General features: G+C 68.2%; 22 protein-coding genes. 9 read left to right on the top strand and 13 right to left on the bottom strand.

Annotated features, from left to right (window positions below; translation table 11 throughout):
- The first annotated feature begins 2 nt into the window (after positions 1 to 2).
- The 4 genes from rsmG to M1248_RS05125 all read left to right on the top strand — a co-directional run bounded on the left by rsmG (position 3) and on the right by M1248_RS05125 (position 3714).
- Positions 3 to 683, top strand: a complete 681-nt coding sequence (gene rsmG, locus M1248_RS05140) for a 16S rRNA (guanine(527)-N(7))-methyltransferase RsmG (RefSeq protein ID WP_163732591.1) — start codon at positions 3 to 5, stop codon at positions 681 to 683.
- On the top strand, positions 587 to 1678 hold the full coding sequence (locus tag M1248_RS05135) for an AAA family ATPase (protein ID WP_410506619.1): 1092 nt from the start codon (positions 587 to 589) through the stop codon (positions 1676 to 1678). The genes rsmG and M1248_RS05135 overlap by 97 nt, the downstream gene beginning before the upstream one ends.
- Positions 1679 to 1784: 106 nt before the next feature.
- Entirely contained in the window at positions 1785 to 2744 is a 960-nt protein-coding gene (locus tag M1248_RS05130) for a ParB/RepB/Spo0J family partition protein (RefSeq protein ID WP_163732588.1), read from the top strand.
- Positions 2745 to 2961: 217 nt separating this feature from the next.
- On the top strand, positions 2962 to 3714 hold the full coding sequence (locus M1248_RS05125) for an acetyltransferase (RefSeq protein ID WP_317147859.1): 753 nt from the start codon (positions 2962 to 2964) through the stop codon (positions 3712 to 3714).
- A 14-nt stretch (positions 3715 to 3728) separates the two neighbouring features.
- Here the strand turns inward: M1248_RS05125 and M1248_RS05120 are convergent, their stop codons facing one another.
- From M1248_RS05120 to M1248_RS05085, 8 genes are all read right to left on the bottom strand, one after another.
- A complete protein-coding gene (locus tag M1248_RS05120) occupies positions 3729 to 4925 on the bottom strand; it encodes an N-acetylmuramoyl-L-alanine amidase (RefSeq protein ID WP_163732585.1) in 1197 nt (398 codons plus the stop codon).
- Positions 4926 to 5083: 158 nt separating this feature from the next.
- A complete protein-coding gene (gene trxA / locus M1248_RS05115; protein WP_163688804.1) occupies positions 5084 to 5425 on the bottom strand; it encodes a thioredoxin in 342 nt (113 codons plus the stop codon).
- An 11-nt stretch (positions 5426 to 5436) separates the two neighbouring features.
- The gene (gene trxB, locus M1248_RS05110; RefSeq protein ID WP_163732582.1) at positions 5437 to 6411 is read right to left on the bottom strand and encodes a thioredoxin-disulfide reductase; all 975 of its coding nucleotides are present in this window, start codon (positions 6409 to 6411) and stop codon (positions 5437 to 5439) included.
- Positions 6412 to 6502: 91 nt separating this feature from the next.
- Entirely contained in the window at positions 6503 to 7111 is a 609-nt protein-coding gene (locus tag M1248_RS05105; protein ID WP_317147742.1) for a hypothetical protein, read from the bottom strand.
- A 27-nt stretch (positions 7112 to 7138) separates the two neighbouring features.
- Positions 7139 to 7738, bottom strand: a complete 600-nt coding sequence (gene sigM / locus M1248_RS05100; protein WP_163732577.1) for an RNA polymerase sigma factor SigM — start codon at positions 7736 to 7738, stop codon at positions 7139 to 7141.
- 66 nt (positions 7739 to 7804) lie between these two features.
- Positions 7805 to 11689 carry a murein biosynthesis integral membrane protein MurJ gene (gene murJ / locus M1248_RS05095; protein ID WP_410506618.1) on the bottom strand — a complete coding sequence of 1295 codons (3885 nt, stop codon included), beginning with the start codon at positions 11687 to 11689 and terminating at the stop codon, positions 7805 to 7807.
- Complete coding sequence (locus M1248_RS05090) at positions 11686 to 14109, bottom strand: DUF6049 family protein (protein WP_163737979.1); 2424 nt, start codon at positions 14107 to 14109, stop codon at positions 11686 to 11688. The genes murJ and M1248_RS05090 overlap by 4 nt, the downstream gene beginning before the upstream one ends.
- 56 nt (positions 14110 to 14165) lie before the next feature.
- Positions 14166 to 14936 carry an NUDIX hydrolase gene (locus M1248_RS05085; protein WP_163732570.1) on the bottom strand — a complete coding sequence of 257 codons (771 nt, stop codon included), beginning with the start codon at positions 14934 to 14936 and terminating at the stop codon, positions 14166 to 14168.
- A 54-nt stretch (positions 14937 to 14990) separates the two neighbouring features.
- Here M1248_RS05085 and M1248_RS05080 point away from each other — a divergent pair, with 54 nt between their 5' ends.
- Together M1248_RS05080 and M1248_RS05075 are read left to right on the top strand one after the other, a co-directional pair.
- Positions 14991 to 16481, top strand: a complete 1491-nt coding sequence (locus M1248_RS05080; RefSeq protein WP_317147857.1) for a CCA tRNA nucleotidyltransferase — start codon at positions 14991 to 14993, stop codon at positions 16479 to 16481.
- Positions 16482 to 16488: 7 nt separating this feature from the next.
- The gene (locus M1248_RS05075) at positions 16489 to 16977 is read left to right on the top strand and encodes a pullulanase (RefSeq protein ID WP_163737978.1); all 489 of its coding nucleotides are present in this window, start codon (positions 16489 to 16491) and stop codon (positions 16975 to 16977) included.
- Here the strand turns inward: M1248_RS05075 and M1248_RS05070 are convergent, their stop codons facing one another.
- Both M1248_RS05070 and M1248_RS05065 read right to left on the bottom strand, forming a co-directional pair.
- Positions 16978 to 17754: a TIGR03084 family metal-binding protein gene (locus M1248_RS05070; protein ID WP_317147741.1), complete on the bottom strand. Its 777-nt coding sequence runs from the start codon at positions 17752 to 17754 to the stop codon at positions 16978 to 16980.
- Positions 17755 to 17763: 9 nt separating this feature from the next.
- Positions 17764 to 19050: an MFS transporter gene (locus M1248_RS05065; protein ID WP_163732564.1), complete on the bottom strand. Its 1287-nt coding sequence runs from the start codon at positions 19048 to 19050 to the stop codon at positions 17764 to 17766.
- Between the two features lie 139 nt (positions 19051 to 19189).
- On the opposite strand from M1248_RS05065, the gene M1248_RS05060 reads away from it, so the two are divergent.
- Complete coding sequence (locus M1248_RS05060) at positions 19190 to 19795, top strand: YqgE/AlgH family protein (protein ID WP_163732561.1); 606 nt, start codon at positions 19190 to 19192, stop codon at positions 19793 to 19795.
- 21 nt (positions 19796 to 19816) lie between these two features.
- On the opposite strand, the gene M1248_RS05055 is transcribed toward M1248_RS05060, so the two are convergent.
- A complete protein-coding gene (locus M1248_RS05055) occupies positions 19817 to 20170 on the bottom strand; it encodes a hypothetical protein (RefSeq protein WP_163732558.1) in 354 nt (117 codons plus the stop codon).
- Between the two features lie 82 nt (positions 20171 to 20252).
- The gene (locus M1248_RS05050; protein ID WP_317147740.1) at positions 20253 to 21263 is read right to left on the bottom strand and encodes an LpqN/LpqT family lipoprotein; all 1011 of its coding nucleotides are present in this window, start codon (positions 21261 to 21263) and stop codon (positions 20253 to 20255) included.
- 184 nt (positions 21264 to 21447) lie between these two features.
- On the opposite strand from M1248_RS05050, the gene leuS reads away from it, so the two are divergent.
- Positions 21448 to 24297: a leucine--tRNA ligase gene (leuS, locus tag M1248_RS05045; RefSeq protein WP_317147739.1), complete on the top strand. Its 2850-nt coding sequence runs from the start codon at positions 21448 to 21450 to the stop codon at positions 24295 to 24297.
- A gap of 97 nt (positions 24298 to 24394) precedes the next feature.
- Positions 24395 to 25252, top strand: coding sequence for a DUF559 domain-containing protein (locus M1248_RS05040; RefSeq protein ID WP_317147738.1), 858 nt, complete (start codon positions 24395 to 24397; stop codon positions 25250 to 25252).
- A 37-nt stretch (positions 25253 to 25289) separates the two neighbouring features.
- Here M1248_RS05040 and M1248_RS05035 read toward each other — a convergent pair whose 3' ends face one another.
- Positions 25290 to 25955 carry an SDR family oxidoreductase gene (locus tag M1248_RS05035; RefSeq protein ID WP_317147856.1) on the bottom strand — a complete coding sequence of 222 codons (666 nt, stop codon included), beginning with the start codon at positions 25953 to 25955 and terminating at the stop codon, positions 25290 to 25292.
- Positions 25956 to 26062: the final 107 nt, after the last annotated feature.

The raw sequence follows: 26062 nt of genomic DNA, 5'->3' as shown, positions 1-26062 counted from the left end.
ACGTGAAACATGACGAGGCGTCGGCAGCGCCACAAGCCGCCGACGCCTTGTTCGGCCCCGGTCTGGACGGCGCACGGCGGTACGCCGCGATCCTGGCCGGCGCCGGTGTCGAACGCGGATTGATCGGGCCCCGCGAGGTCGACCGACTGTGGGACCGCCACCTCCTAAACAGCGCCGCGATCGCCGAGTTGCTGCCTCAGAACGCCCGGGTTGCCGACATCGGTAGTGGCGCGGGCCTGCCCGGGATACCGTTGGCGTTGGCTCGCCCCGATCTTCGGGTGACGCTGATCGAACCCCTGCTGCGCCGCAGCGATTTCCTTCGCGAGGTCATCGACGAACTCGAGATCGACGTGACGGTGGTGCGCGGCAGGGCAGAGGAGCGGGCTGTGCGAGAAGAAGTGGGGGAAGTGGACGCGGTGGCCTCCAGGGCGGTGGCGTCACTGGACAAGGTCGCGAAGTGGAGCATGCCTCTGCTGCGTCCGGGTGGCGAGATGTTGGCCATCAAAGGAGAGCGTGCCGAAGAAGAGGCCCGGGAACACCGGCGTGTGCTGGCGTCTCTGGGAGCCATCGATGTGAGGGTGATGAAATGCTGCGCGGACGTCTTGGATCCTCCCGCGACCGTCGTGGTGGCGCGCCGGCGGAACCCGGCCGACCACACGCCGGAGGACGGGAGCCGAGCATGAGTTCCGTTCCGGCGTCGCCGCGGCCGGATGCCGGGCCGCTGCCGAATCGCGATGTTTCACGTGAAACAAACGCACCCGATGTTTCACGTGAAACATGGGAAGGGACGCCCGCGCAGGCCGAGCCGTGGCCGGATCCGCCCGCGGTGGATACGCCGATCGGGGCTGAAGCCGAACGCGCCGTGCGTCTGCTGCACGCCGCCGCCAAGGGCGGGCTTCCGCGTCCGCAACGGCAACGCGTCTTCACCATCGCGAACCAGAAGGGCGGTGTCGGAAAGACGACCACGGCCGTCAACATCGCCGCCGCACTCGCGCTGCAAGGGCTGCAAGTTCTGGTGATCGATCTCGACCCTCAGGGCAATGCCAGCACCGCGCTCGGCGTGGAGCACCGCGAGGGCACACCGTCGTCGTACGAAGTACTGATCGGGGAGATCCCGCTGGAGGCCGCCCTGCAACGCAGCCCGCACAGCGAGCGGCTGTACTGCCTGCCGGCCACCATCGATCTGGCCGGCGCCGAGATCGAGTTGGTAAGCATGGTGGCGCGCGAAGGGCGGCTGCGCGGTGCACTCGCCAGTCTCAAGAACCACAACTTCGACTACGTCTTCATTGACTGCCCGCCGTCGTTGGGGTTGCTCACCATCAACGCTCTCGTGGCGGCGCCGGAGGTGCTGATCCCTATCCAGTGCGAGTACTACGCGCTCGAGGGTGTGGGTCAGCTGTTGCGCAACATCGAGATGGTCAAGGCCCACCTCAATCCGGAGCTCAACGTCACCACCGTGATCCTGACGATGTACGACGGGCGCACGCGGCTGGCGGATCAGGTAGCCGACGACGTGCGCGCCCACTTCGGCGACAAGGTGCTGCGGACCGTGATCCCACGCAGCGTCAAGGTGTCGGAAGCGCCCGGGTACGGCATGACGATCCTCGACTACGACCCCGGCTCACGAGGTGCGATGAGTTATTTGGATGCCAGCCGTGAGATCGCGGAACGCCGATGAGCGCTTGCGCGAAGAGGATTAGCCACCGATGAGCGCTTGCGCGAAGAGGATTAGCCGCCGATGAGCGCTTGCGCGAAGAGGATCAGCGACCGATGAGGAGATCTGGATGACTCAACCCAAAGGCAAGCGCAGCGGTCTGGGCCGCGGGCTGGCGTCGCTCATTCCGACCGGTCCGTCCGATGGGGAATCGTCGCTCGGCCGGATGGGGGACGCCGCTGCCGATGTGGTGATCGGTGGACCGGTCAACGTGTCGGGGGCGGTCTACCGCGAGATCGATCCGTCGGCGATCGAGCCCAATCCGAAGCAACCCCGCCAGGTCTTCGATGAGGAAGCCCTCGCCGAACTGGTGCATTCGATACGCGAGTTCGGCCTCATGCAGCCCATCGTCGTGCGCGCGCTGCCCGGCGAGGCCACGCCGAAGTATCAGCTCGTGATGGGGGAGCGGCGGTGGCGGGCCGCGCAGGAGGCGGGGCTGGCGACCATCCCGGCGATCGTCCGGGAGACCGGCGACGACAACATGCTCCGCGACGCCTTGCTGGAGAACATCCATCGCGTCCAACTGAACCCGTTGGAAGAGGCGGCCGCGTATCAGCAGCTGCTCGACGAGTTCGGCGTCACCCACGATGAACTTGCCGCGCGCATCGGCCGTTCGCGTCCGCTCATCACCAACATGATCCGGCTGTTGCGGCTGCCGATCGCGGTGCAGCGTCGGGTGGCGGCCGGCGTGCTGTCGGCCGGGCACGCCCGCGCTCTGCTCTCGCTCGAGGGCGGGGCAGAGCAGCAGGAGGAGCTCGCCGCACGCATCGTCGCCGAGGGGCTTTCGGTGCGCGCGACGGAGGAGGCCGTCACGCTGGCCAACAGTGCCGGCCCGGCGACGCCCGCGGCGCCCCGGCGCAAGCCGATCCACATGCCGGGGCTGCAGGATGTTGCTGAGCGGCTGTCGACGGCCTTCGATACCCGCGTCACGGTCGCTCTCGGCAAACGCAAAGGCAAGATCGTGGTGGAGTTCGGGTCGGTCGAGGACCTACAACGCATAGTTGAACTAATGAGCGCGTCCAACCGCTGACCCCTAACCCGCGGCAGTTACGTCACTGTGACACGTACCCTGGGGAGAGTATCCGTGCCCGTCGGCCCTGAGTGGAAATGACTGTGTATCAACAGCTTTGGACAACGCCGCGGCCGCCCGAGGTTCTCCGCGCAGATTTGGCGTCATCTGCGCCGCGCCCTTCTATCCTGGAGTGGCATCCGTGCACATCGACACCGTGCAAAACCCGGAGAGGCTAGTGCCGCCACGTATCACGCCCATGCGGCTCGAAGCGTTCGAGCAGCTGCCCAAGCACGCGCGTCGTTGCGTGTTCTGGGAGGTCGATCCGTCGACCCTGCAGGGTTCGCAAGCGGGTGGAAACCAGCTGTGGGACCCCGAGTTCGAGAAGGAAGCGTGGCTGTCGATGGTCATGCTCGAATGGGGCGCGTGCGGGCAGATAGCGGTGCAGTGTCCCGATTCGATGGGGGACGACGCCGTGCCGACCGGCGACGAGGCCTGCCTGGGCTACGCGTTCTATGCGCCGCCGCGCGCGGTTCCGCGGGCCCGCTATTTCCCGTCCGGTCCGGTCAGTGCCGACGCCGTTCTGCTCACGACCCTGGGGGTGGAGCCCGGTGATGGCGCGGATGCCCTACCGCGCACTCTGATCGCTGCGGTGGTTGGTGATCTCGTACGTCGTGGCGTGCGCGCGCTCGAAGCGTTCGGTCATACCGCCGATGCGTCCGATCTGACCGACCCGCAGGCGGTGTCGCCCGTCCTGCGGCCGATCATCGAGGTGCTGGGCGACTGTTCGGTCGACCAGTGTGTGCTCGATGTCGACGTGCTGCAGGACGCCGGCTTCGTGGTTGTCTCGCCGCATCCGTACTTTCCGCGGCTACGGCTGGAGTTGGAACAGGGATTGGGCTGGAAGGCCGATGTCGAGGCGGCTCTGGAGCGCCTGCTGGAAAGCGCCCAGCTGCAACAGCCGGTGGGAGCGGGCGCCAGCGCCTGCTAGGGGGCGCGCGAAAGCTAGCTCGGGCTGACGCGGCCGGCCTGGTCGACGGAGAGTTCGTGCGCCAGCAGTTCGGCGAAAGTGAATGTGCCAGTAGGGCGATCGTTCTTGCCGAGCAAGTACAGGCGCTTGACCGCGGCGAGGATGCCTTCGGCGATCGAGTCCCGGGTATGGCTCGAGACCAGCAGTCCGCGGTCGCGCGGATTGGTCACGTAGCCGACGTCGACCTGCACCGTGGGCATGCGGGTCAGCCGCAGCAGATCCCACGTTCGCCCATGGGTGCGGCAGTCACGTAATCCGGTGCGCGCCACAACTTCTCGCTGAATGAAGTCGGCGAGGTTGCGTCCGATGGTGGACACCGAACCGTGTGAGTTGCCGAAGTGGAACGATGCGACACCGTTGGCCGCAGGGCTCGGCTGGGTGGCGCAGCGCAGGCTGATCATGAGGTCGGCGCCCACCGTGTTGGCGGTCATGGCCCGCGCGGCGTCGAACGGCGAACGGTTGACGGGGCGAGACAGGAACGTCTCCATACCGATCGCGGTCATGCGGCCCTCGAGCCGGCTCGCCAGATCCCACAGGATGTCGGCCTCGCTGATCGGACCGTCGGGGCTCTGCATGATCAGCCCGTGATCGTCGCCCCCGCGGCCCGGATCGATGATGATCCGCTTACCTGACAGCCGCGGACCGGAGCTACGGACGAGCTCCTCTTCACGGATCGCGTGCGGAGAGCCGCCGGTGACACGTGAACCCAGAAAGTACAAGGAGCGCAACGTTTCTGGGCCACAGATGCCGTCCGGATACAGCCCGTACTCGCGTTGGTACGACATCAGCGCGTTGTGCGTGTGCAGCCCGAAATGTCCGTCGACCATGTCGGTGTAAAAGCCGAGATCCTGCAACCGCGCCTGAAGTGTCGCAACGTCGTCGCCGAACATCGGAGCACCGAACTGATGGTTGAGCGTGCGTGCGCCCAGGCGGTAGGAAGCCTCTTTCAACGCGCGGTAAGTCGCTTCGCCGACTATGCCGTCGACCAATAGGCCGCGGTGCTGTTGGAAGGCGCGCACCGCATGGTCGAGTTCGTCGTCGAACACGTCGAGCGCGACGTGCCGGCCGGTGGTGATGTCGTCGTCGGGATTTTCGACCATGCCCAAGGACGTCAAAGCAGCCCGGATCTCGGTGACCGCACTTCCGCGGTCACCGCGACGCAGACTCGACATAGGCGGCCTTTCGGTCACGGATGCCGGCGACCGCACAACGCCGACACGACGTAATAAAGCTAGACAGCATTGTCTCAGACGGTTCTGGGAATCGAGAAAACGCCAGGCGGGTATCCGCCGGGGCCGAAATTGGGCCCACAGCCAAGCTAGGGGGATCGTTACACCACGTCAGCGAGTTCGCGCAACAAGGCTGCCTTGCCTTTTGCGCCGACGATGCGCTTCACCGGCGCACCGTCCTTGAACAGGATCAACGTCGGAATCGAAACCACCTGAAAATCGCGGGCGGTCGCGGGATTCGCGTCGACGTCGAGCTTGGCGACGGTCAACTGACCGGCCTTCTCGCCGGCGATCTCCTCGAGAACGGGGGCGATCATCTTGCACGGACCGCACCAGGTGGCCCAGAAGTCCACCAGCACAGGGGTACTGCTCGACAGCACATCGCTGGAGAACGAATCGTCGGTGACGGTTACGGTGGCTTTTCCGGCCGAGGTCTCAGTCATGGGTACAACTCCTAACGTACGGGGGTGGCGGTTGCTTCATCGCTTGGGGCAGAGCCGATTTCGGCGAGCCAACGCTCTGCGTCGATGGACGCCGAACAGCCCGTGCCCGCTGCGGTGATGGCCTGTCGGTAGATGTGATCGACGAGGTCGCCCGCGGCGAAAACGCCTTCCACAGAGGTTGCGGTGCTGTGCTGCTTGACCTGCACGTAGCCGTCGTCGTCGAGGTCGACCTGTCCGCGCACCAACTCCGAGCGCGGATCGTGGCCGACGGCGACGAACACGCCGGTCACGTCGAGCTTGGATTCCTCGCCGGTGACGGTGTTGCGCAGCCGCACACCGCTGACCTTGGGATCGCCCTCGATCGAGATCACCTGGGTGTTGGTCAGGAAGGTGATCTTCTCGTTGGCGCGAGCGCGCTCCAGCATGATGCGCGATGCGCGGAACTCCTCGCGGCGGTGCACGATCGTCACGCTGCGGGCGAAGCGGGTGAGGAACGTCGCCTCCTCCATTGCGGAGTCGCCGCCGCCGACCACGACGATGTCCTCGTCGCGGAAGAAGAAGCCGTCGCACGTGGCGCAGGTGCTGACGCCCATGCCGATCAGGGCTTCCTCACCGGGTACTCCCAGGTGACGGGCTTGTGCGCCCATCGCGAGAATGACGGCGCGCGCCTGATAGGTCTCGTCACCGACGGTGACGGTCTTGATGGGGCCCTCCAGCGAAACGGAGTCGACGTCCTCCATCCGCAGATCGGCGCCGAAGCGCAGCGCCTGTTCGCGCATCTGGTCCATCAATTCCGGCCCGGTGATGCCGTCGCGGAAGCCGGGGTAGTTCTCCACCTCGGTGGTGGTCATCAGCGCGCCGCCGAACTGGATGCCTTCGAATACCAGCGGGGCCAGCTGGGCGCGCGCCGCGTAAATGGCTGCGGTGTAGCCCGCGGGCCCGGATCCGATGACGATCAGGTCATGAACCGTGGGATTGGAGGTCATGGGCGCCTTTCGACCTTTCTGCCGATTCGCAACCGGCACGGGTGTAACACCAGCCTAGGCGTGGGTGTTCCCGCCCGGTCTGGTGGACAGATTACGTCCGACTGACCAAGGACTTCGCCAACAGGCCGGTGTGAGCTCCGCTGCAACCCGGCTCGACGACGACGGCCGCGACATCGTCGGGTGAATCGCTGGGAAGCAGCAGCAACACCCCGGGCTGTCCCCGCATGTCCAGTGGCCGGGCACCCAGCACCGTCGTTCCCGGGGAATAGCCCAGTCCGCCGAGGCAGGAACCGCGGCGCCGGGGGTCTGTCAGCGGCCCGAAGTCCGGGGTCCGTGAGAGCAGCTCGATGATCTGCGAATGCGGCAGCGGAATCGCGGCGGCCCGGTCGACGGTGATCATGTTGGCGGTCGGGCCCGCGGGAAACGTGGGTGGCTCGGGGCGGTTCACCATCACGGCCCCGACGATGACGGCGGCCACCGCGGCGCCGAGGCCGACGACGAGCCCGATGACCTGCAGCCGCCGCAGCGGCGCCCGCGCGACCGTGTGGGCGGGTTCGGCGCGCAGGGCGGTGAGGACGCGCTGCGTCACCTCCGGCGGCACGTCGGGCGCCGAAGCCTCGTCCGACCCCAGCTGGGCGAGATCGCGACGGACACGCTCGACCACCGCAGGATCGAGGTCGTCCTCGGTGCCGTTGTCCATCGCGTGCTCCCGCCGGTTGCCCTGACGTCAGCCAGTCTCCATCACCGGGGGATTAGACGACGACGAGGCCGCCGCGGTTCCATCGAGCGCGAAATAGTCCAGCGTCTCGGCGAGCTTGCGCCGGGCGCGCGAACAGCGGCTCTTCACAGTCCCCTCGGCGACACCGAGCATCCGCGCCGTCTCGACCACGGAGTAGCCCTGCATGTCGACCGCGACCACGGCCGCCCGTTGTTCGACGGGCAGCCGCATCAGGGCGCGCTCGACCACGATTGCGGTGTCCACGTGCGGCATGGGATCGCCGGCGTGGCAGGTGTCGTCGAGCAGTGTGGTGGTCGGGCGGGTCTTGTTGCGGCGCAACCGATCCAAGCAGGCGTTGACCACGATGCGATACAGCCAACTGCTGACGGCGGCGTCGTAGCGGAAGGCCGGAGCGGTGCGGTGCGCAGACAGCATCGCGTCCTGCAGCGCGTCGGCGGCGTCCTCCGGGTTGCGACTGGTCAGCTGGGCGAGCCGATACAGCTGGCGGTGATGGCGGCGGAACAGCTCCTCGAACGCGTATTGCTCACCCGCGACGTGCGCGGCGAGCAACTCTCCATCGGTGCGTTCCTGTTCGCCGAATGTCCCCACAGCCGAACACTAAACGGCGCGCACGGGCCCCTCCGACACATCTTTGCCGGGCTGGGGATAGTTCGGTTAGCCCGCCGCCTTGAGAGTGATCTCCGCGATGTCCGAACGGTTCTCGCCATCGACGGTGCCCAGGGTCGACACCCAGACCAGCAGGTAGGACGTCGGCTCGGCGTTGTCGAGCTTGATGGTGTTCTGCCCGGGCTGCAGGCTGGTGGCCGACTTGAGCACGGTCGTGTCGGCCAGCGAGGCCGGCGTCTGCGACTGCGCCGACCGGATCTCCACGGCCGTGCCCGTGCTGTTGAGATCGATGTCGACCTCGCCGATCTTGGTGGGCTCGGGCAGCTGAAGAATCAGACCGACACCGTTCTTGAAGTTCGGGAACGGCACCGGGTCGGTGTACGTGTCGATCGGCCACACGGTGGTCGGGTTGCCGTCGATTGCGAGGCGGGCCTCGGCGGGCGCGTCCGCCTCGCCCTCGGGCGAAAAGACCGTTGCCGAAACGGGTTTCACGTCTTCCCCGGCGCCAACCTCGCCGGCCTCCGACGTACCCGGTGCATTGAGCCCCAGTTCGTCACCGCCGAGTCCATCGCCGACGTCGCCGAAGATCCGGGTCAGCACGGTGCCGAGCACCACCAGCGCGACGATGATGATCGCGCCGCCGACGCTGAGCCCGATCAGCAGAGCCTTGCGGCGGCGGGCTTGCGCGTCGGGATCCTCGGGGTCTCGCCCGCGGAACCGTTGCGGCGCCGGCGCAGCGACCGGCTCGTCGACCGGCTCGATGAGCTCGGTGCGATCGGCGACCGCGGTGGCCTGCTGCAGCAGGTTCAGCAGCGTCGGCGCACTACGAATCCCGCCGCCCTCCTGCACCGCGCGGGCCGCCGCCGCCGAGATCTGGAACGGAATCTGACGGTCGACGGAGCGCGGTTCGACGGGCTGTCCCGCGGGATCGAGTTCGGCGGATTCCAATCCGCTGCGCACGCCTTCCTCGCGCAACGGCCACTTGTTGACCAGCAGCGCGTACAGCGCCGCGCCGATACCGCGGATGTCATCTTCCGGGGTGGCATCGGGCAGCGTCGCCGGGAACGCCAGCGCGACGTCGCCCTCGATGCTCACCCGTATGCGGCTGGGGTGATCGATCGACATCGCCACACCCGCGCGATGCGCGGCCTCAGCGGCAGCCGCCAGGGATTGAATCGCCCGCGCGCCACCAATCGGGGAGGGCGACGTCTCGGCCACCTCGGCCAGGGACCCGCCCCGGATCCACTCCGAAACCACCAGACCACCGGAACCGGTGTTCGCCACGTCGAGCACCCGGGCGACACCGGGCATGTCCAAGCGGCTCAGCTTGAGTGTGGCGGCCAGGATCTTCTGCAGCTGCTCGTCGGGCAGCGTCGCGTCCGGGTCGACGAACGTCAGCGCCACCTGGCGATCGAGCGCGGTGTCCAGTGCCTGCCAGAACTGCAGCGTCGGGGGCCCGCCGTGGAAGACGAGCAGCCGGTATCGGCCGCCGCCGATGACCGCGCCGGGGATCAGATGGACATCCTCATCGGACGTCGCCGCCTCGATCGGCGGCTCGCGAGGCACGTCGAAGGGCAGCGATTCGCGGGTCGGGTCGCCGCCGTAGTCCGACGGCGGCCGCCCGGATGCCGGGATCGGCGCGGTGCCGTTGGGCTCCGCCGTCGACAGGCGGGCCGTTGCGCCGAAGTCGACGGGCTCCTGCACGGTCGCCTTGAAATCGGCGGGCGACGGGGCGCTGGGGATATCGGGAGTCGGCACGTCGGGCTGGAAGTCGTCGGCGGCCACCGGTGATTCGTGGTCGCTCGGGGGCGGCGGTACCGGGATCTTCGCCGTGGCGGTGTTGTCGGGCGCGGAGCCGCCTGCGGGTTCGTTGCTCACCGCTGGTCCTTTCCCCATTTCATGCCTGACAACCTCCCCCGAGGGTTCGCGCCCTACGACCGGCGGGGCCGGGCGTCGTATTGACGCGGACGAATTCCTTTGACGAGCGTACGTGAGGGGAGTGCCCGGCGGAGGCTGGTCGGGCAGCATTCTCGGTGGTGAGGCCACCCTCGCCGGTGTCGCTGGCGCGGGTCGGGTGCGGCCCAGGCGACGACGCACCGCACCGAGGGCGGCCTCTGCTTCGGGCACCTTGGCGGCGAGAAGCACACCGGCGATCGTCGGCGCCATGATCAGGCCGAGCACCAGCAGCCGCAGCAACGACCCCGCGCCACCCCAGTTGGTGGTCAGCGACTCGAGGCCTAACAGTTGGTCGACGACGTGGGCGATCAGACCGGCGATCAGCGACGCGCAGATCGTGACGAGGATGGTGCGGACCACCTGCAGGCCGATGAGTCGTCCGCCGGGTGGGTTGAGGTTCGCGCGCAGCAGGAAGAAGCCGACTGTCGCGCCGGCGAGGAACCCCAGCCCGTTGGCCAGGCCGAGATAGCCGGCGACCAGATCAGGATCGTCGGTGAGGTGCGGCGCGGCCACCGACGCCGCGATCTTGACGACGGTGATCACGACGATCAGTGCGATCGGCGTCCACGGCTGCTCCCGGGCGTAGAACACCCGAAGCTGAAGCAACACCAGGGCATATGGGATCAACGTGAACGCGGACAGCGAGATCGCCATGCCGAGGTAGCCGGCGTCGACGTCGCCGAAGTTCCCGTAGGCGAACAGCGCGCTGCCGATGGCCGGACCGCCGACGGTCATCATCGCCACGATCGGGATGAGCGTCACCATCGTCAGCCGGGTGGCCAACGACAGGTCGGCCAGCACCGCCGGATTGTCGTTCGCCGCGGCGTTGCGGCTCAGCCGCGGCATCACCACCGTCAACACCGTCACCCCGATCATGCCGAACGGCAGCATCAGGACGAGCCAGGTGTAGTTGTAGATCGCCGGGCCGGAAGCCGCAGCGCCACTGGCGATTCGGTTGCCGACGATCAGGCCGATCTGACTGATCAGGACGTAGAGCACCATCGCCGACGCCATCGCACCGAACTGCTTCAACCGGGCATCGATGCCCCACAACGGACGCAGGCTGACCCGCTCGCGCCGCAAAGCGACGAGCAGCACCACCACCTGAGTCACCGTCCCCAGCGTCATGCCGATGCCAAGGACAAGCAGCTTCGCGTTGCCCATCTGGACCGGATCCACCGAAAGCTCGCCGGGCACAACGAGATAGAGGCCAAGCGTGGCGATCGCGACGACGTTGTTGCACACCGGAGCCCACGCGGGCGGCCCGAACACGTTGCGGGTGTTGAGGATCGCCATGAACACCGAAGAAAGCCCGTAGAACAGCACCTGCGGCAGCAGCAGATATGCGAACGCCTTGGTGAGGTCGCGGTTCACCAGAGGGTCGGCGCCGAGCATCAGCTCGACCAGCAGCGGCGCCGACACGATGGCCAGCGCGGTGGTGAGCAGCAGCAGCGTGGTCGCCAGGGTGACCAGCCGGCGCACGAACGCCGTCCCGCCGTCGGGGTCGTCGCGTTCGGCGCGGGCGAGCACGGGCACGAAGATCGCGGTGAACGTCGCCTCCAGCACCAGCGCGGCGATGAGGTTCGGAAGTTGATAGGCCACCGAGAACGCACTGGACAGCGCGGCACCGAGGATGGTGGCGATCAGCACGATGCGGGCGAACCCGGTGAGGCGACTGATCAGGGTCGCGAATGCCATGCCCCACGAGCGCGAAACGACCGCGGCGTCGGACAATTCGGGGCGTCCGGCGCGGCGCCTGGGTGCGGGGCTGCGGGGCAGCCGTGGCGGTGGGGCCGAACGCCTGCGGGGCGGCGGCGGTGGGGGACCGGGCACCGGGTTGCGGGCACCGAACGGCCGCGGCGGCCCGGTGCGGGATCGTGGCGGCGGGGGGCCACTGAGGTCAACGCGGGGAGGGGGCGGCCCGGGGCGGCCGCGCGGGCCTGGGCCCACGCTCGGAGAGCCCGGGACGGTACTCATTTCTCCCCGGTCTGAGCAACCGTGTCCTCGTCGAAGCGCATCGCGACCTCGAGGGGATCGGGTCTGTCGAGGTCGGCGCGGTCGGGCTGGCCGCGGAATCGGTGCCAGAGCCGTCTGCCGACGAGCAGCGCGAGGATCGCCCCGCCGGTCAGCGTGATGAAGAAGAGCACCTTGCCGTACGCGTTGGAGTGCACTGAAAGCCGCACGGGTTCGCCGAGCGGCAGACCGTCGGCGGTGCGCAGTGCCACGTCGACGGCGACGCGCTGGGTGAAGTGCACCTCGATCGGAACCTTGAGCGGCAGGAAACCGGGCGGCGCCACGATCTCGCCGATGTCGGTCACGGTCATGCCCGGCGGCGCGTCAACGTCCAACCGCACCCGGATCGGCACGGGCAGGTTGTTGCGGACGGCGAGTGGGAGGGGGCTGCGTTCGGTCGCCAGCGTGTAGGAGCCGCCGGGGTTGACGATGGTTACCGCGTTGAAAAGGTCTTCGACCGTGCGGCTCACTGTCGTAAGCCGTTGCTGCGCAAGGCCGTTGCGCGCATCCGGTCGCACCGACTGGCTCAGCGCGCGCAGCGAGTCCTCGCGCAGCGGCGCCGTGTAGCCGTAGCCGGTGAGGCCCGTGCGTTCGTCGGTGGTCAATGCGGTCGTCAGACCCCACAGCCGGGCCGTTACCGCCGCGATGCCCGACACCACGGCGTCGTCGAACCGCCCGCGCGAATCTCCGAGGTTGGCGTCGGGCAGCGGCGCGATGCGCTGCGGCGGTACGGCATTGCCGTCGGTGATCACCTGGGTAAGCGGGCGCGGCCGCGCCATCCCGGCGTTGATCATGGTGGCCGCCGCGGTGAGGATCGCCTGTGCGTCCGCCGGCTGGGGGCTCCACGCCATCGGCGGCATCAGGATCTCGGTGCGGGGCTCGATGTCGGGCTGCAGTGCCCGCCACATCATCGCGCCGACGGCGTCTTGTCTGCGCGCCACGTCCGAACCGTGGTGCAGGGGAACGTCCAGCGAAGGGTCGACGTATGACGGTGTGACCGGTTCGGCGCCCGCCCCGGCCAGCGCGGCTCCCACCGCGGGGTCGAACGGCGCCGCGACGACGTTCGGCGCGTATCGCACCGGCCGCGTATCGGCGGGTTCTGGCGCGGTGCCGTTTGCGCTGTCGGCATCCGATGCCGCGACCTCGGCGGCGCCGATCGCGACGGTCTGCTCGCCGCTGCCCTGCGGGCGTGGGCCCAGTGCGGACAGCAGTTGCACCGCCGGCCCGGTGAGGGGTCCGTCGCCGATGAGGCTGGCGCCTCGGACCGACGCGATCCCGAGGATTTGGTCGACGATGTCGCCCGCGGATTTCACGGCGATGGTGGACAGCCCGGAATCACCGACCCGGTGCAGCGCGTCGAGGTCGGCCTGCGCGTAGGTGGTCGATACGACGCACATGCGCTGTGCGATGCCGCGGAGCCGGTTGAGCCAGGCCACGGCGGCGTCCTGGCCGGCGCCGGGGTGCGTCGGGGTGCCCGGCCCGGCGTCGGGACCATCGTTGACGACGTAGCCGCCCGTCATGGCGTTGACGGTGACGAGCAAGTCGGGGTCGACGGCCAGACACGTTGCGAGGCGGACGTTCCCGTCGGGATCGACCTGCGGGCCGGTGGCGAATTCGATGGCCGAAAGCAGGGTATCGAGCCGTCCGCCGGGTGCCAGGGACGTCGCGAGGTCGTCGTCGATGAATCGGATCGGTGTGGTGCCACCGGGTGCGCCCGCAGCCAGCCGCGGCCGGTCGGCGATGGGCCACAACAGGGTCAGGCCGACCGGTTTGGAGGTGTCCGGCGGGACCACCGCCGTCAGCGCGTCGTCGGTGTCGGAGGCAGGATCGGGCGGGACGCCGAGTACCGGCAGCAGGAACCGGGCGTCGTCGAGGCGTGCGGGCGACCCGTAGTCGGGCGTCCCGTTGACGTTGACCATCACTGGGTAGACACCGGGCCGCTCGATGCCGAGCGACGGTTGCTCCGCGGACCGCAGCGGGTAGGACAGAGTGAACGGGACAGCGCGCCCGCGCGCCAGTTCTGGTGCAAGAGTGACGAATTGGGCCACGGGTTCGAACTGATCGACGTTGCCTGCGAGGTTGGTGCGCAGCCCCGCTGACGACGTGACGGCCGCGGCGTCCTCGAGGCGCACCATCACGTCACGCACGGGACGGTCGCCGACGTTCTCCACGGTGCCGGCGACAGTCACGACGGGTTCGCTGGTCGTGGTGACGACCTCGGGGGTGACGCGGTCGATGCGTACCGTCAGGAACGGCGTCGAACCGGGTTCACCGGCGGCGGCGCGGGGGAGTGCGAACGGTACGACGAACAGTGCCACCAGCCCGATCGCGACGAGCAGGCGCGTCACTCCCCGACCTCCCCTGCGCTGCGCGCGTGGGCCCATCGGGTGTGGGCCCAGCCCGCCAGGCGTGGGCCCGGCGAGGGTCCTGCGCGGGGCGCTCACGGCCCTTGGCCGCAGCCGTTCGTCCGCCGAGTTGTCTTATCGTCGGGACGACGGTTGCGGGTGTGCGAGTGCGTCTGGGCCCGTCGCCGCGGCGAGGTCCGTGGCAGCGGCGGCAACGCGGCGGGCCCGTCCGCGTGCAATCGGTCGATGAGCTCACCGGCGACCTCGGCGAGCCGACGTTCGTCGGCGTAGGCCAGCCGCGACGGCAGCTCCTTCAGCGGCACCCAGGCCACCTCGCTGACCTCGACGTCCTCGTCGGACAGCTCTCCTTCAAGGAATCGCATCAGGTAATGGTGCACGGTTTTGTGCACTCGGCGCCCCTCGGTGACAAACCAGTAGTCGATGCTGCCCAGCGCGGCCAGCACGCTGCCCTGGATTCCGGTCTCTTCGGCGACCTCGCGAATGGCAGTCTGCTCGGCGGTCTCACCGAGTTCGATATGGCCTTTCGGCAGCGACCAGAGCATCCGGCCGCGCCGGTCGGTGCGCCCGATGAGGGCGGCTACCTGGCCGTCTTTGGGACCGTCGATGCCGTCGATGACGAGCCCGCCCGCTGAGGTCTCGTGGACTGTGCGCAGCCGGTCCGGTGGTCGGCGCGGACGTGACTTCTGCGGCTTGGGCTGGGCGTTTACCTGGTCTTTTGAGCCGTTGACGGACGAGTTGTTGTGGTGGTCGGCTGGCTGGGGACCGGCCTCGGGAGGACCTGCCGCGCGGCGGCCGCGACGTCGCCCGCGGCGCCGTCGTGGTCTTGCATGTTCGCCGTCCGACACCCAAGCGATAGTAGCTGCCACGAAGTATCGCTCCCGCCACACTCACCGGTCGTGATGGACCCGTTGCTATTAGGGTGTCCGAACGTGGCCGGATCGGGTGCTGATGCTGAACTGCTTGCCGCGGCGCAAGTTGCGCTGAACCGGCATGGCGACGTCCTGCGCGAGCTGGGCCGGGTGTTCGCTGACGCGGGGCACGAACTCTTCCTCGTCGGCGGCAGTGTGCGCGATGCCTTGCTGGGCCGTCTGGGCAACGACCTCGACTTCACCACCGATGCGCGGCCGGAGCAGCTGCAGGCGATGCTGCGCGGGTGGGCCGACGCGATGTGGGACACCGGCATCGAGTTCGGAACGGTCGGGGTGGGCAAGGGCGACGACCGCCTGGAGATCACCACGTTCCGTGCCGACACCTACGACCAGGTGTCACGCAATCCTGAGGTGCGGTTCGGCGACCGCCTCGAGGACGATCTGGTGCGTCGCGATTTCACGTCGAACGCGATGGCCGTGCGCATCACCGCCGACGGTCCCGGCGAGTTTTACGATCCCCTCGGCGGCCTGGCGGCGGTGCAGGCCAAGGTTCTGGATACCCCTGCGGCGCCGGAGATCTCGTTCGGTGACGACCCGCTGCGGATGCTGCGCGCGGCCCGGTTCGTCTCGCAGCTCGGGTTCACCGTTGCGCCGAGGGTGGTGGAGGCGCTGATCGAGATGGCGCCTCAGTTGCAACGCATCTCCGCCGAGCGCGTGGCCGCCGAACTGGACAAGCTGCTGCTGGGCGCGGACCCGGTCGCCGGTATCGACCTGATGGTGCAGACCGGGCTCGGGGACGTCGTGCTGCCGGAGGTCGGTGGCATGCGGATGGCGATCGACGAACACCATCAACACAAGGACGTCTACTGGCATTCGTTGACGGTGCTGCGGCAGGCAATCGACCTGGAATCGGACGACCCAGATCTGGTGCTGCGCTGGGCGGCGCTGCTGCACGACATCGGCAAGCCGTCTACCCGCAGGCACGAACCCGACGGCGGGGTGAGCTTCCACCATCACGAGGTGGTGGGCGCGAAGATGGCGCGCAAGCGGATGCGGGCCCTGAAGTATTCGAAGCAGATGATCGAGGACGTCTCCCAGCTGGTGTACCTGCATCTGCGGTTCCACGGTTACGCCGACGGCAGCGGAACTGGGCGGTGGAGCGATTCGGCGGTGCGCCGGTACGTCACCGACGCCGGCCCACTGCTGCCCAGACTGCACAAGCTGGTTCGTGCCGACTGCACGACGCGCAACAAGCGGCGGGCGGCGCGACTGCAGGCGGCCTATGACGATCTCGAGGCGCGCATCGCCGAGCTGGCCGAGAAGGAGGATCTGGCTCTCGTCCGGCCCGATCTGGACGGCAACGAGATCATGCGGCTGCTCGACATCCCGGCCGGGCCACAGGTCGGCGAGGCGTGGCGGTATCTCAAGGAGCTCCGACTCGACCGTGGCCCGCTGTCGCATGACGAAGCCGTCGAGGAATTGACCACATGGTGGAACGCGCGAGGCGACCACACCGTCTGATCTCGGTATGGAGTACTGCCTCGGCGACGGTGACGGGTCGGCCACCATCTGGAGCGCTGCCCCGGATATCGACCTGAACAGTGATGGTGCGCTCGACGCCGTCGGTCTGGACTTCGACGGGGACGGTCTGCTCGACGATGCGATGGCGGATCTGGATGCCGACGGTGTGGCCGATCACCTGGTGCGCGATCACCTGTCCGACGCGGCCTACTTCACCGACGACGGCACCGGCACGTGGGTGGTGAGCCTGGACCGGGGCGGGTCGTTGAGGTGGTTCGGGCTCGACGGCGTGGAGCACTCGGGGGGTGCGGTGGTCGACGTCGATGCGGACGGCCAGGTCGACGACCGGCTGCTCGACGTCAACGGCGACGGGCTGGCCGACCGCGCGGTGAGCGCCGAGCACGCCTTCGTCGACACCGACGGCGACGGGCGGTGGGATATCAAGCTGAGCGACGGTGATGCCGACGGCAAGGCCGATGGGGCTGACGAGCTCTGATCAGGCCCGCCCCGGTCCGGGTGGCCCGGCGAACGCCTGCGCGATGCCGAGCCACCGCTCGGCGTCCACACCGGTGGCGGTCACATCGAGCTGCGACCGTGGCCGGCGCTGCGTGACCAGCATGCAGAAGTCCTGCGCCGAGCCGGTGACTCGTTGCGCCGCGTCGTCCGGCCCCCACGACCACGTCGACCCGTCCGGAGCGGACAGCTGGACGAGGAACGGATCTGCCGGTGGCGCAAGGCCGTTGACGGCGAAGGCGAAATCGCGGGTCCGCACGCCGATGTGGGCGATCGACTTCAGGCGCGCGGTGGCGGGCCGGTCGATACCTAGCGCGTCGGCGACGTCGAGACCGTGCGCCCACGTCTCCATCAGCCGTGCGGTCGCCATCGACGGGGCGCTCATCGGCGGACCGAACCACGGCAGCTTGCGTCCGTCAGCCACTGTCAACAGCTCGTCGTGCAGACGGCTGCGGGTGCGGCGCCAATCGGCCAGCAGTTCGTCCGGCGGCGTCAACGCCAGCTCTTCGGCGCCCGCATCGACGAATCCCGACGGATCCTTCGACGCCTCCTCCAACACAGCGGCGAATCCGGCTTCGTCCGTGACGGCGGTGAGTGCGACGCGATCGGTCCACAACAGGTGCGCGATCTGGTGGGCGATGGTCCATCCGGGCGACGGTGTGGACTCACTCCAACGTGCGGCGGGAAGGTCGGCCACCAGCGCGTCGAGTTCGTCGCTCTCGGCGCGCAGGTCAGCGACCATCGGCTCGGCACCAGCCATGCCGTCACCTTAGCCTTGGCGTCGGCTCCGCCCGAGCGTGGCGTGCGCGGCCAATCCGAGCAGGTAGATGCCGGCACCTGCGAGGACGAGCGCCGGTTGGTGGCCGCCGGGAGGAATCACCGCGGCGCACGCCGTCACGGCGAGGATGAATGCGATCCAGAACAGCGCGTCCTGGACGGTGAACACGTGGCCGCGTAGCGCGTCGTCGACGTCCAGCTGCATCGCGCTGTCCGCGCAGAGCTTGACCACCTGGCCGGCCAGTCCGATGAAGAAGCCGCACACCATCATCACCGCCAGCTGCAGGCCGGAGCCCAGTATCTGAATCACCGCGGCGATCGCCAAGGCCCCGTTGGCTGTCGCGTACCGGCCCCACCGTGCGACGGCGACCGGCATGACCGCGGCTGCCAGGAACTGTCCGATGCCGACGGCCGCGAAGAACAATGCCGTCGTCCCCAGACCCGCGACGTCCGGCACATCGACGTCGGCGTGCCGGACGAGCACAAGCACCAGCAGGCTGTTGATGCCGAGCACCATGCGGTGCGCGGCCAGCCCCGCGAGCGTCGCGGCCACCGACGGCACCGCCGCGACGGTGCGGGCGCCGTGTCCCCAACCGGTGGCCACCGCGTACACGATCGATCCGTGGACCGCGCGTTTGCTGTCGTCGGGACCGAGCAGATGCGGGGGGAAGCGCCACGACAGCCACAGCGCAAACGCCACCGGCACCGCGACGATGAAGATGATCGTCGAGGCGCCGACGTCGTTTGCCCCGAAGAGCCAGCGCGGCAGGAGCATGAAGATGGCGCCGAGGAAGGCGGCGGCCCCGCCGGCCGCGGTGGCGACCGAGTTCATCGACACCACCTGCTCTCGCGGCACCACGTGCGGCAGTGCCGCCGACAGACCCGAGGAGACGAATCGGGTGAAGCCGTTGACGATCAGCGCGGCCACCAGAATCGCCAGATCGTGAGCGCTGGCCGCGAGCAGCGATGCGACGACCAAGACCATGAGCAGGCGTCCGATGTTGGCGCCGATGAGCACCAGGCGCCGGTCCCAGCGGTCCAGCAGCGCGCCCGCGAACGGGCCGAGCAGCGAGTACGGAAGATAGAGCACCGCGAATGAACCGGCGATGGCCCACGGCGTCGCGGCCCGTTCAGTGCTGAACAGCAGCCCGCCCGCCAGGCCGGCGGCGAACAGCCCGTCACCGAACTGACTGACGAGCCGAAGCTCGAGCAGGCGTCGAAACTCGGGAAGGGCGCGTACCGATTGCCACAGGGCGAGCGGCGAACGTGCCTCGACCACGACAATCCCGTCCCTGCTGCATCGCCGGGGCGGCTTGCGGCGATCGATGTTCGGCGGCCCCCCCGACCCACAGTACAAATATCCCGCCGGACCGGCTTTGTTCGCCACGTTCGCTGGTTGCTGATGCGATGATGGTGTGATGGCGCACTCAGAGGACCCGGAGGACTTCATAGCGCCTGCGAAACACCGGGTCCGCGCGGGCACACTCCTGCTCGCCAACACCGACCTGCTCGAGCCGACGTTCCGGCGCAGTGTCATCTACATCGTCGAGCACAACGACGGCGGCACGCTGGGTGTGGTGCTGAACCGGCCCAGCGAGACCGCGGTCTACAACGTGCTGCCGCAATGGGCGAAGCTGGCCACCAAACCGAAGACGATGTTCATCGGGGGCCCCGTCAAGCGCGACGCCGCACTGTGCCTGGCGACCCTGCGGGTCGGTATGGACCCGGCCGGCCTGCCCGGGTTGCGTCACGTGCAGGGCCGCATGGTGATGGTGGATCTCGACGCCGAACCCGATTCGATCGCACCGGTGGTCGAAGGGGTGCGGATTTTCGCCGGTTACTCGGGGTGGACCATCGGTCAGCTGGAGGGTGAGATCGAGCGCGACGACTGGATTGTGCTGTCCGCGTTGCCAACCGACGTACTCGCCGAGCCCCGGATGGACTTGTGGGCTCGGGTCCTGCGCCGTCAGCCGCTGCCGCTGTCGCTACTCGCGACGCACCCAATCGATATCAGCCGCAACTGAAAAGCGCTGCGCGCCAACCGTTCAGCCGCATGACAGCGTGCATGTCGCGCAGGCACCACCACAACCGTCCGCACCGCCCGCAGCGGCCGCCTCTCGGCTCGCGATGACCTTGGCCGCCTGCCAGCAGCCGGCCGCGACCGTGCTCACGGCACCGATTACGCAGACGACGACCACGACGAGCGCGGTGTCGGGGTGGCTTGAGAGCGCCACGGTGCCTGCGGAGGCCAGCATCGCCGCGGCGGCGAGCTGGGTCGGGGCCACCCCGCGGAGCACAGATTGGATCGGATCCGCCGTCCGTGGCCGAGTCAGCAGCCAAACACCGAGACCTGCGATCGCGACTGCGGCGCACAGGCACAACACCGCGACGATGAACATGCGCCACAGAATACGAGGCGGCGGTTCTTGGGTTCAGGGCGTCCCCCCGGGCGCCAGGCTTCGCCCGGGGGAACAGGCCCTGTTATCCAGTTAGTCCAATGGCCGGAGCCGCGGGGGCGGGCGCAGCCGGCTGACCCTGCGGTGCGGGAGCGGGTGCGCCCGGGGGCGGGGTTCCCGGGGGCGGGGTTGCGCCGGGGACGCCGACCTTGAAGCCCCGCACGATCGCGTCGGTGGCGTCGGCCGCCGCGACGACCTGGTCCACGCTAGTGGTCACCGCCAGCGACACCAGGTACTTGTCCGGACCCGCGGTGGCGATGATGTGTCGGCGCGACGTGTCCAGCGTCATGGAGTTGTCGCGGTAGGTGCCTTCGATGGTCGACGTCGGCAGCCCGGCGACCTCGGCGATCGACCCGTTGGTGGACCGCCAGGCGGGAAGCTGCTGGCTGTCGACGAACCCGTGGCTGATCGCCTCGCGCGGGTCGAAGTCGCCGACCAGCTTGTACACCACGACCTGGGCGTTCGAGGAGTACAGGCCATTGCCGCCCACGCGGTCGGCGATCACGGCGAACGCGTCGGGCACATTCGGATCCGGCACGTGTGCCCAGCCCCTCGGCATCGGCAGCACGATGTTGAGGGCCTTGAAGTTCTGGCTGACCTGAGGTTCCATCGCCACGCCCTTGGACTGGAAGAAGTCCGACAGCGTGCCCGCGTTGGCGGGGGTGATCGGTACCGCCGCCGGGGCGGCGACCTGCGGGGCCGTGACGCCGCCGGGCGCGGCCGCGGCGGCGACCGGCGTCGCCGGGGTCAGGGCGGGGTTGGCCATCGCCGGTGCGACCGCGGGATTCGGTGTCGACGGGACCGCCAGCGCGGCGTTGGGTGCGGCGGGGACGGTCAACGCCGTGTTGGGAACGGCGGGGGTGAGGGCGGCGTTGGGTGTCGCCGCGGTCTGCGACACCACGGCGGGACCGGGCTGCGGCGCGACCGGCTGCAGTGGCTGGGCCGCGGCGGGGACGCCGGCGAAGAAGAGGACGCCGACGGTGGCCGCAGCCACACCGGTAGCCGGAGTCCTCCAGCGTCGGGCGTTGTCGTTCATCGCCGTCGGTCCTTTCACTGTCGGGCTCGTCAGCCATGTGGTCAGGCGCCGACTGTATCCACGGCGAAGCGACGGTCACCAGGGCCGGAACCGACCTGGGATCAAGCTCTGACCGACCGGTGACGTAACCGAGACCAACCTGTGGCCGGCGAGAGCACGATCGGCGGGCTTATACCCTGTTCACGTGACTGAATCGCCCGACGCCGGCACTGATGCCCCGCAGCACCGCTATACCGCGGAGCTGGCCGGGCAGATCGAGCGTGCCTGGCAGCAGCGCTGGGCGGACTCCGGGACGTTCAATGTGCCCAACCCGGTGGGCTCGCTGGCCGAGCCTGATCGCGGCCCTGTCCCCGCCGACAAGATGTTCGTGCAGGACATGTTTCCGTACCCGTCGGGGGAGGGCCTGCACGTCGGACATCCGCTCGGCTACATCGCCACCGACGTCTATGCCCGCTACTACCGGATGACCGGGCGTAATGTGTTGCACGCGTTGGGTTTCGATGCCTTCGGTCTACCCGCCGAGCAGTACGCGATTCAGACCGGGACGCATCCGCGCACCAGGACCGAGGCCAACATCGTCAACTTCCGCCGCCAGCTGGGCAGGCTGGGGCTGGGGCACGATGCACGGCGAAGCTTCTCGACCACCGACGTCGACTTCTACAAGTGGACGCAGTGGATCTTCCTGCAGATCTACAACGCCTGGTTCGACCCGTCGGTGGACAAAGCGCGGCCGATCGCCGAGCTGATCGCCGAATTCGATTCGGGTAGCCGGACGTTGGATGATGGCCGGGTTTGGTCGGAGTTGAGCGCCGGTGAGCGCGCCGATGTCGTCGACTCGTACCGACTGGTGTACCGGGCGGACTCGCTGGTCAACTGGTGCCCGGGTCTGGGCACGGTGCTGGCCAACGAGGAGGTCACCTCCGACGGGCGAAGTGACCGCGGCAACTTCCCGGTGTTCCGGAAACGCCTGCGGCAGTGGATGATGCGCATCACCGCTTACTCTGACCGGCTGCTCGACGATCTCGACCTGCTGGACTGGCCGGACAAGGTCAAGACCATGCAGCGCAACTGGATCGGCCGGTCCACCGGTGCGGCGGTCCAGTTCGCGACCGACGCCGGCGACATCGAGGTGTTCACCACCAGGCCCGACACGCTGTTCGGCGCGACGTACCTGGTGCTGGCGCCTGAACACGAGTTGGTCGACAGGCTTGTGGCCGGCCAGTGGCCCGCCGACGCCGACCCACGCTGGACGTTCGATGCGGCGACCCCCGCCGAGGCGGTCGCGGCCTACCGCGCGACCGTCGGAGCCAAGTCGGATCTGGAGCGTCAGGAGAACAAGACCAAGACCGGCGTGTTCCTCGGCGCGTATGCGACGAATCCGGCCAACGGCCAACAGGTTCCGGTGTTCATCGCCGACTACGTGCTGCTGGGATACGGCACCGGGGCCATCATGGCGGTGCCCGGTCACGATCAGCGCGACTGGGAATTCGCCACGACGTTCGGCCTGCCGATCACCGAAGTGATTGCCGGCGGCGACATTTCGCTGCAGGCCTACTCCGGCGACGGCGAGCTGGTCAACTCGGACTATCTGAACGGGCTGTCCGTCGCATCGGCGAAGGAGGCCATCACCAATCGGCTGGTCGCCGACGGGCGCGGGCAGGCCCGCGTCGAGTACAAGCTGCGCGACTGGTTGTTCGCGCGGCAACGGTATTGGGGCGAGCCGTTCCCGATCGTCTACGACGCCGACGGCCGGGCACATCCGTTGCCCGAATCCGCGCTGCCCGTAGAGCTGCCCGACATTCCGGATTACGCCCCGGTGCAGTTCGATCCCGACGATGCCGACAGCGAGCCGTCGCCGCCGCTGGGCAAGGCGACCGAATGGGTGCACGTCGAGATGGATCTCGGCGACGGCCTGCAGCCCTACACCCGCGACACCAACGTCATGCCGCAGTGGGCGGCGAGCTCCTGGTACGAGTTGCGCTACACCGACCCGCTCAACAAGGAAGAGTTGTGCGCCAAGGAGAACGAGGCGTACTGGATGGGACCGCGCCCGGCCGAGCACGGGCCGGACGATCCCGGGGGCGTCGACCTGTACGTGGGTGGCGTCGAGCACGCGGTGCTGCATCTGCTGTACTGCCGCTTCTGGCACAAGGTGCTCTACGACCTCGGCCATGTGTCGTCGCGCGAGCCCTACCGCCGGCTGGTCAACCAGGGCTACATCCAGGCGTTCGCCTACACGGACGCGCGCGGTTCGTACGTGCCTGCCGCCGAGGTCGTCGAACGCGACGGAAAGTTCTACTGGCGCGCACCCGACGGTGAGATCGAGGTCTTCCAGGAGTTCGGCAAGATCGGGAAGAGCCTGAAGAACTCGGTGTCGCCCGACGAGATCTGCGACGACTACGGCGCGGACACGCTGCGGGTCTACGAGATGTCGATGGGCCCGTTGGAGGCGTCGCGGCCATGGGCGACAAAGGATGTCGTCGGCGCCTACCGCTTCCTGCAACGGGTGTGGCGGTTGGTGGTCGACGAGCAGACCGGCGCCGAGCGGTCGGCTGCCCACGAGGCGTTGGACGACGACACCCTGCGGGTGTTGCACCGCACGATCGCCGGAGTATCCGACGACTACACAAACCTGCGCAACAACACCGCCGCGGCCAAACTGATCGAGTACACCAACCACTTGACCAAGCAGGGGGTGACGGCGCGGGCGGCATTGGAGCCGTTGGTGCTGATGGTCGCGCCGTTGGCGCCGCATCTCGCCGAAGAGCTGTGGCGGCGGCTGGGCCACGACACCTCGCTGGCGCACGGGCCGTTCCCGGTGGCCGACCCGCAGTACCTCGTCGAGGACACCGTCGAACTGCCGGTACAGATCAACGGCAAGGTCCGCGGACGCATCACTGTGCCCGCCGACGCCGATGCCGATGCGCTGGAGGCCGCAGCGCTCGCCGATGCCAAGGTGCAGGAGTTTCTCGACGGCAAGACGCCGAAAAAGGTGATCGTGGTGGCGGGTCGGCTGGTCAACATCGTCGCCTGACTGCGATTTCGGTGTGGTCGGTCGCGCTCACCGCGACTGTTGACACCGAAATCGCCGGCTAGGGAACCCGGCGGACCAGCGCTACGTCCTTGTCTAAGTGCTCAACGAGTATCTGCGTCGACACGACGGTGTGTTGACACTGCGACAGGCTCGCGATGTGGGACTGAGCAAGCACGCCGTCAATCGGCGAGTGCAGTCCGGTCAGTTTCGGAGATGCGCGCCTGGCGTCTACTTCTCCGACGACCGGCCCTTCACCGACGCTGCGCGAGTCCGCGCCACGGTATGGGCCTACGGCGACCTTGCAGTAGCGAGCGGCCTGGCGGCCGCATGGTGGCACGGTCTTACCAACTTCGCGCCGGATCGCGTCGAAGTGACATTGCCACGGAACGGAAGTGGGCGATCGAAGCCAGGTTCGGTCATGCGCAGGCGCGACTTGTCCCTCGCCGACATTGTCGAGCGGCGTGGCCTGCGTGTAACCGCACTGCCGTTGACGGTCATCGAGGCAGCAGTCAGGCAGCGCGGTGGGGTGAAGATCATGGACAAGGCCCTTCAACAGGATGTCCAGCTGCGCGAGCTGTGGGACGCGCACTTGCGGAACAAGGGTCGTTACGGGGCGCCGGCAGCGCGAATACGCCTGCAGGCGGCTTCTGATGGCGCACGGTCTGTCGCCGAACGCCTTCTCGTCAGATGCCTGCGCGAAGCGGGCATCACCGGTTGGCGGACGAATTACCCCCTCGGTGGCTACAAGGTTGACGTCGGGTTCCCTAGACAGAAGGTGGCGATAGAAGTTGACGGGCTTGCGTTCCACAGCGCTACCGAAGACTTCCACGCGGACCGATTGCGTCAGAACAACATCATGCTGATGGGGTGGCAGGTGCTGCGCTTCACCTGGCTGGACCTAACTGAATATCCCGATCGTGTGACCGCCATCATCCGAAACGCGATTTCGGTGTAGCCGGTCGCGCTCACCGCGACTGTCGACACCGAAATCGCTATCGGGGTCGGACGATCACCTCGTGGATGTGCGCGTCGGGCGGCGCGTTGACCGCGTGGGCTATGACTTTGGCGACAGTTTCGGGGCTCAGGTATTTCGACGGGTCATACTCACGGCCCTCGTAGGCGACCAGACCTTCCTGCATCTCGGTCGCGATCCGGCCCGGGTGCACCGAGGTCACCCGCAGCGACGGCTCGTCGTTGCGCAGGGAGTCCGCGAACCCGCGTAGTGCGAATTTGCTCGCGGTGTAGGACGCCAGGCCGGGAGACGCGTTGATGCCCGCCCCGGAGTTCACGAAGACGACGTGGCCTCTGGCTGCGCGCAGTGCAGGCAGCAGCGGCAGCGTAAGTGCCACCGGGCCAACGACATTCACGATCATGGTGGAGCGCCACTCGTCGACTGTCGAATCCGGAACGGTGGCCGGGTACGCGACGCCCGCATTGTGGATCAGGACGTCCAGCTCGACGATCGGTTCGACGGCGACCTCGATGGCGTCGAGGTCACCGAAATCGACCGGCCAGGTGGTGGCCCCGTACTCGGCGGCGACCGCGTCGAGTTCCGCCGACGGCCGCCCCGCGAGGAACAACGTGTGGGTAGGTGCGAGTGCGCGGGCGATGGCCGCACCGAGCCCGCGCGAGGCCCCGGTGATCATCGCCGTCGGCATCCGGGCCGCGTCGGCGGCGACATTCGGCATCCGGGCCGCGTCGGCGGCGACATTCGACACGAAGTCACCCTACCGACCTGCAACTCGTGCCCGGCCGTCGCATCATT

The organism is Mycobacterium sp. 29Ha, assembly GCF_032883055.1.
Classification (GTDB): domain Bacteria; phylum Actinomycetota; class Actinomycetes; order Mycobacteriales; family Mycobacteriaceae; genus Mycobacterium; species Mycobacterium gallinarum.
This window is presented reverse-complemented; position numbering and strand designations above follow the sequence as displayed.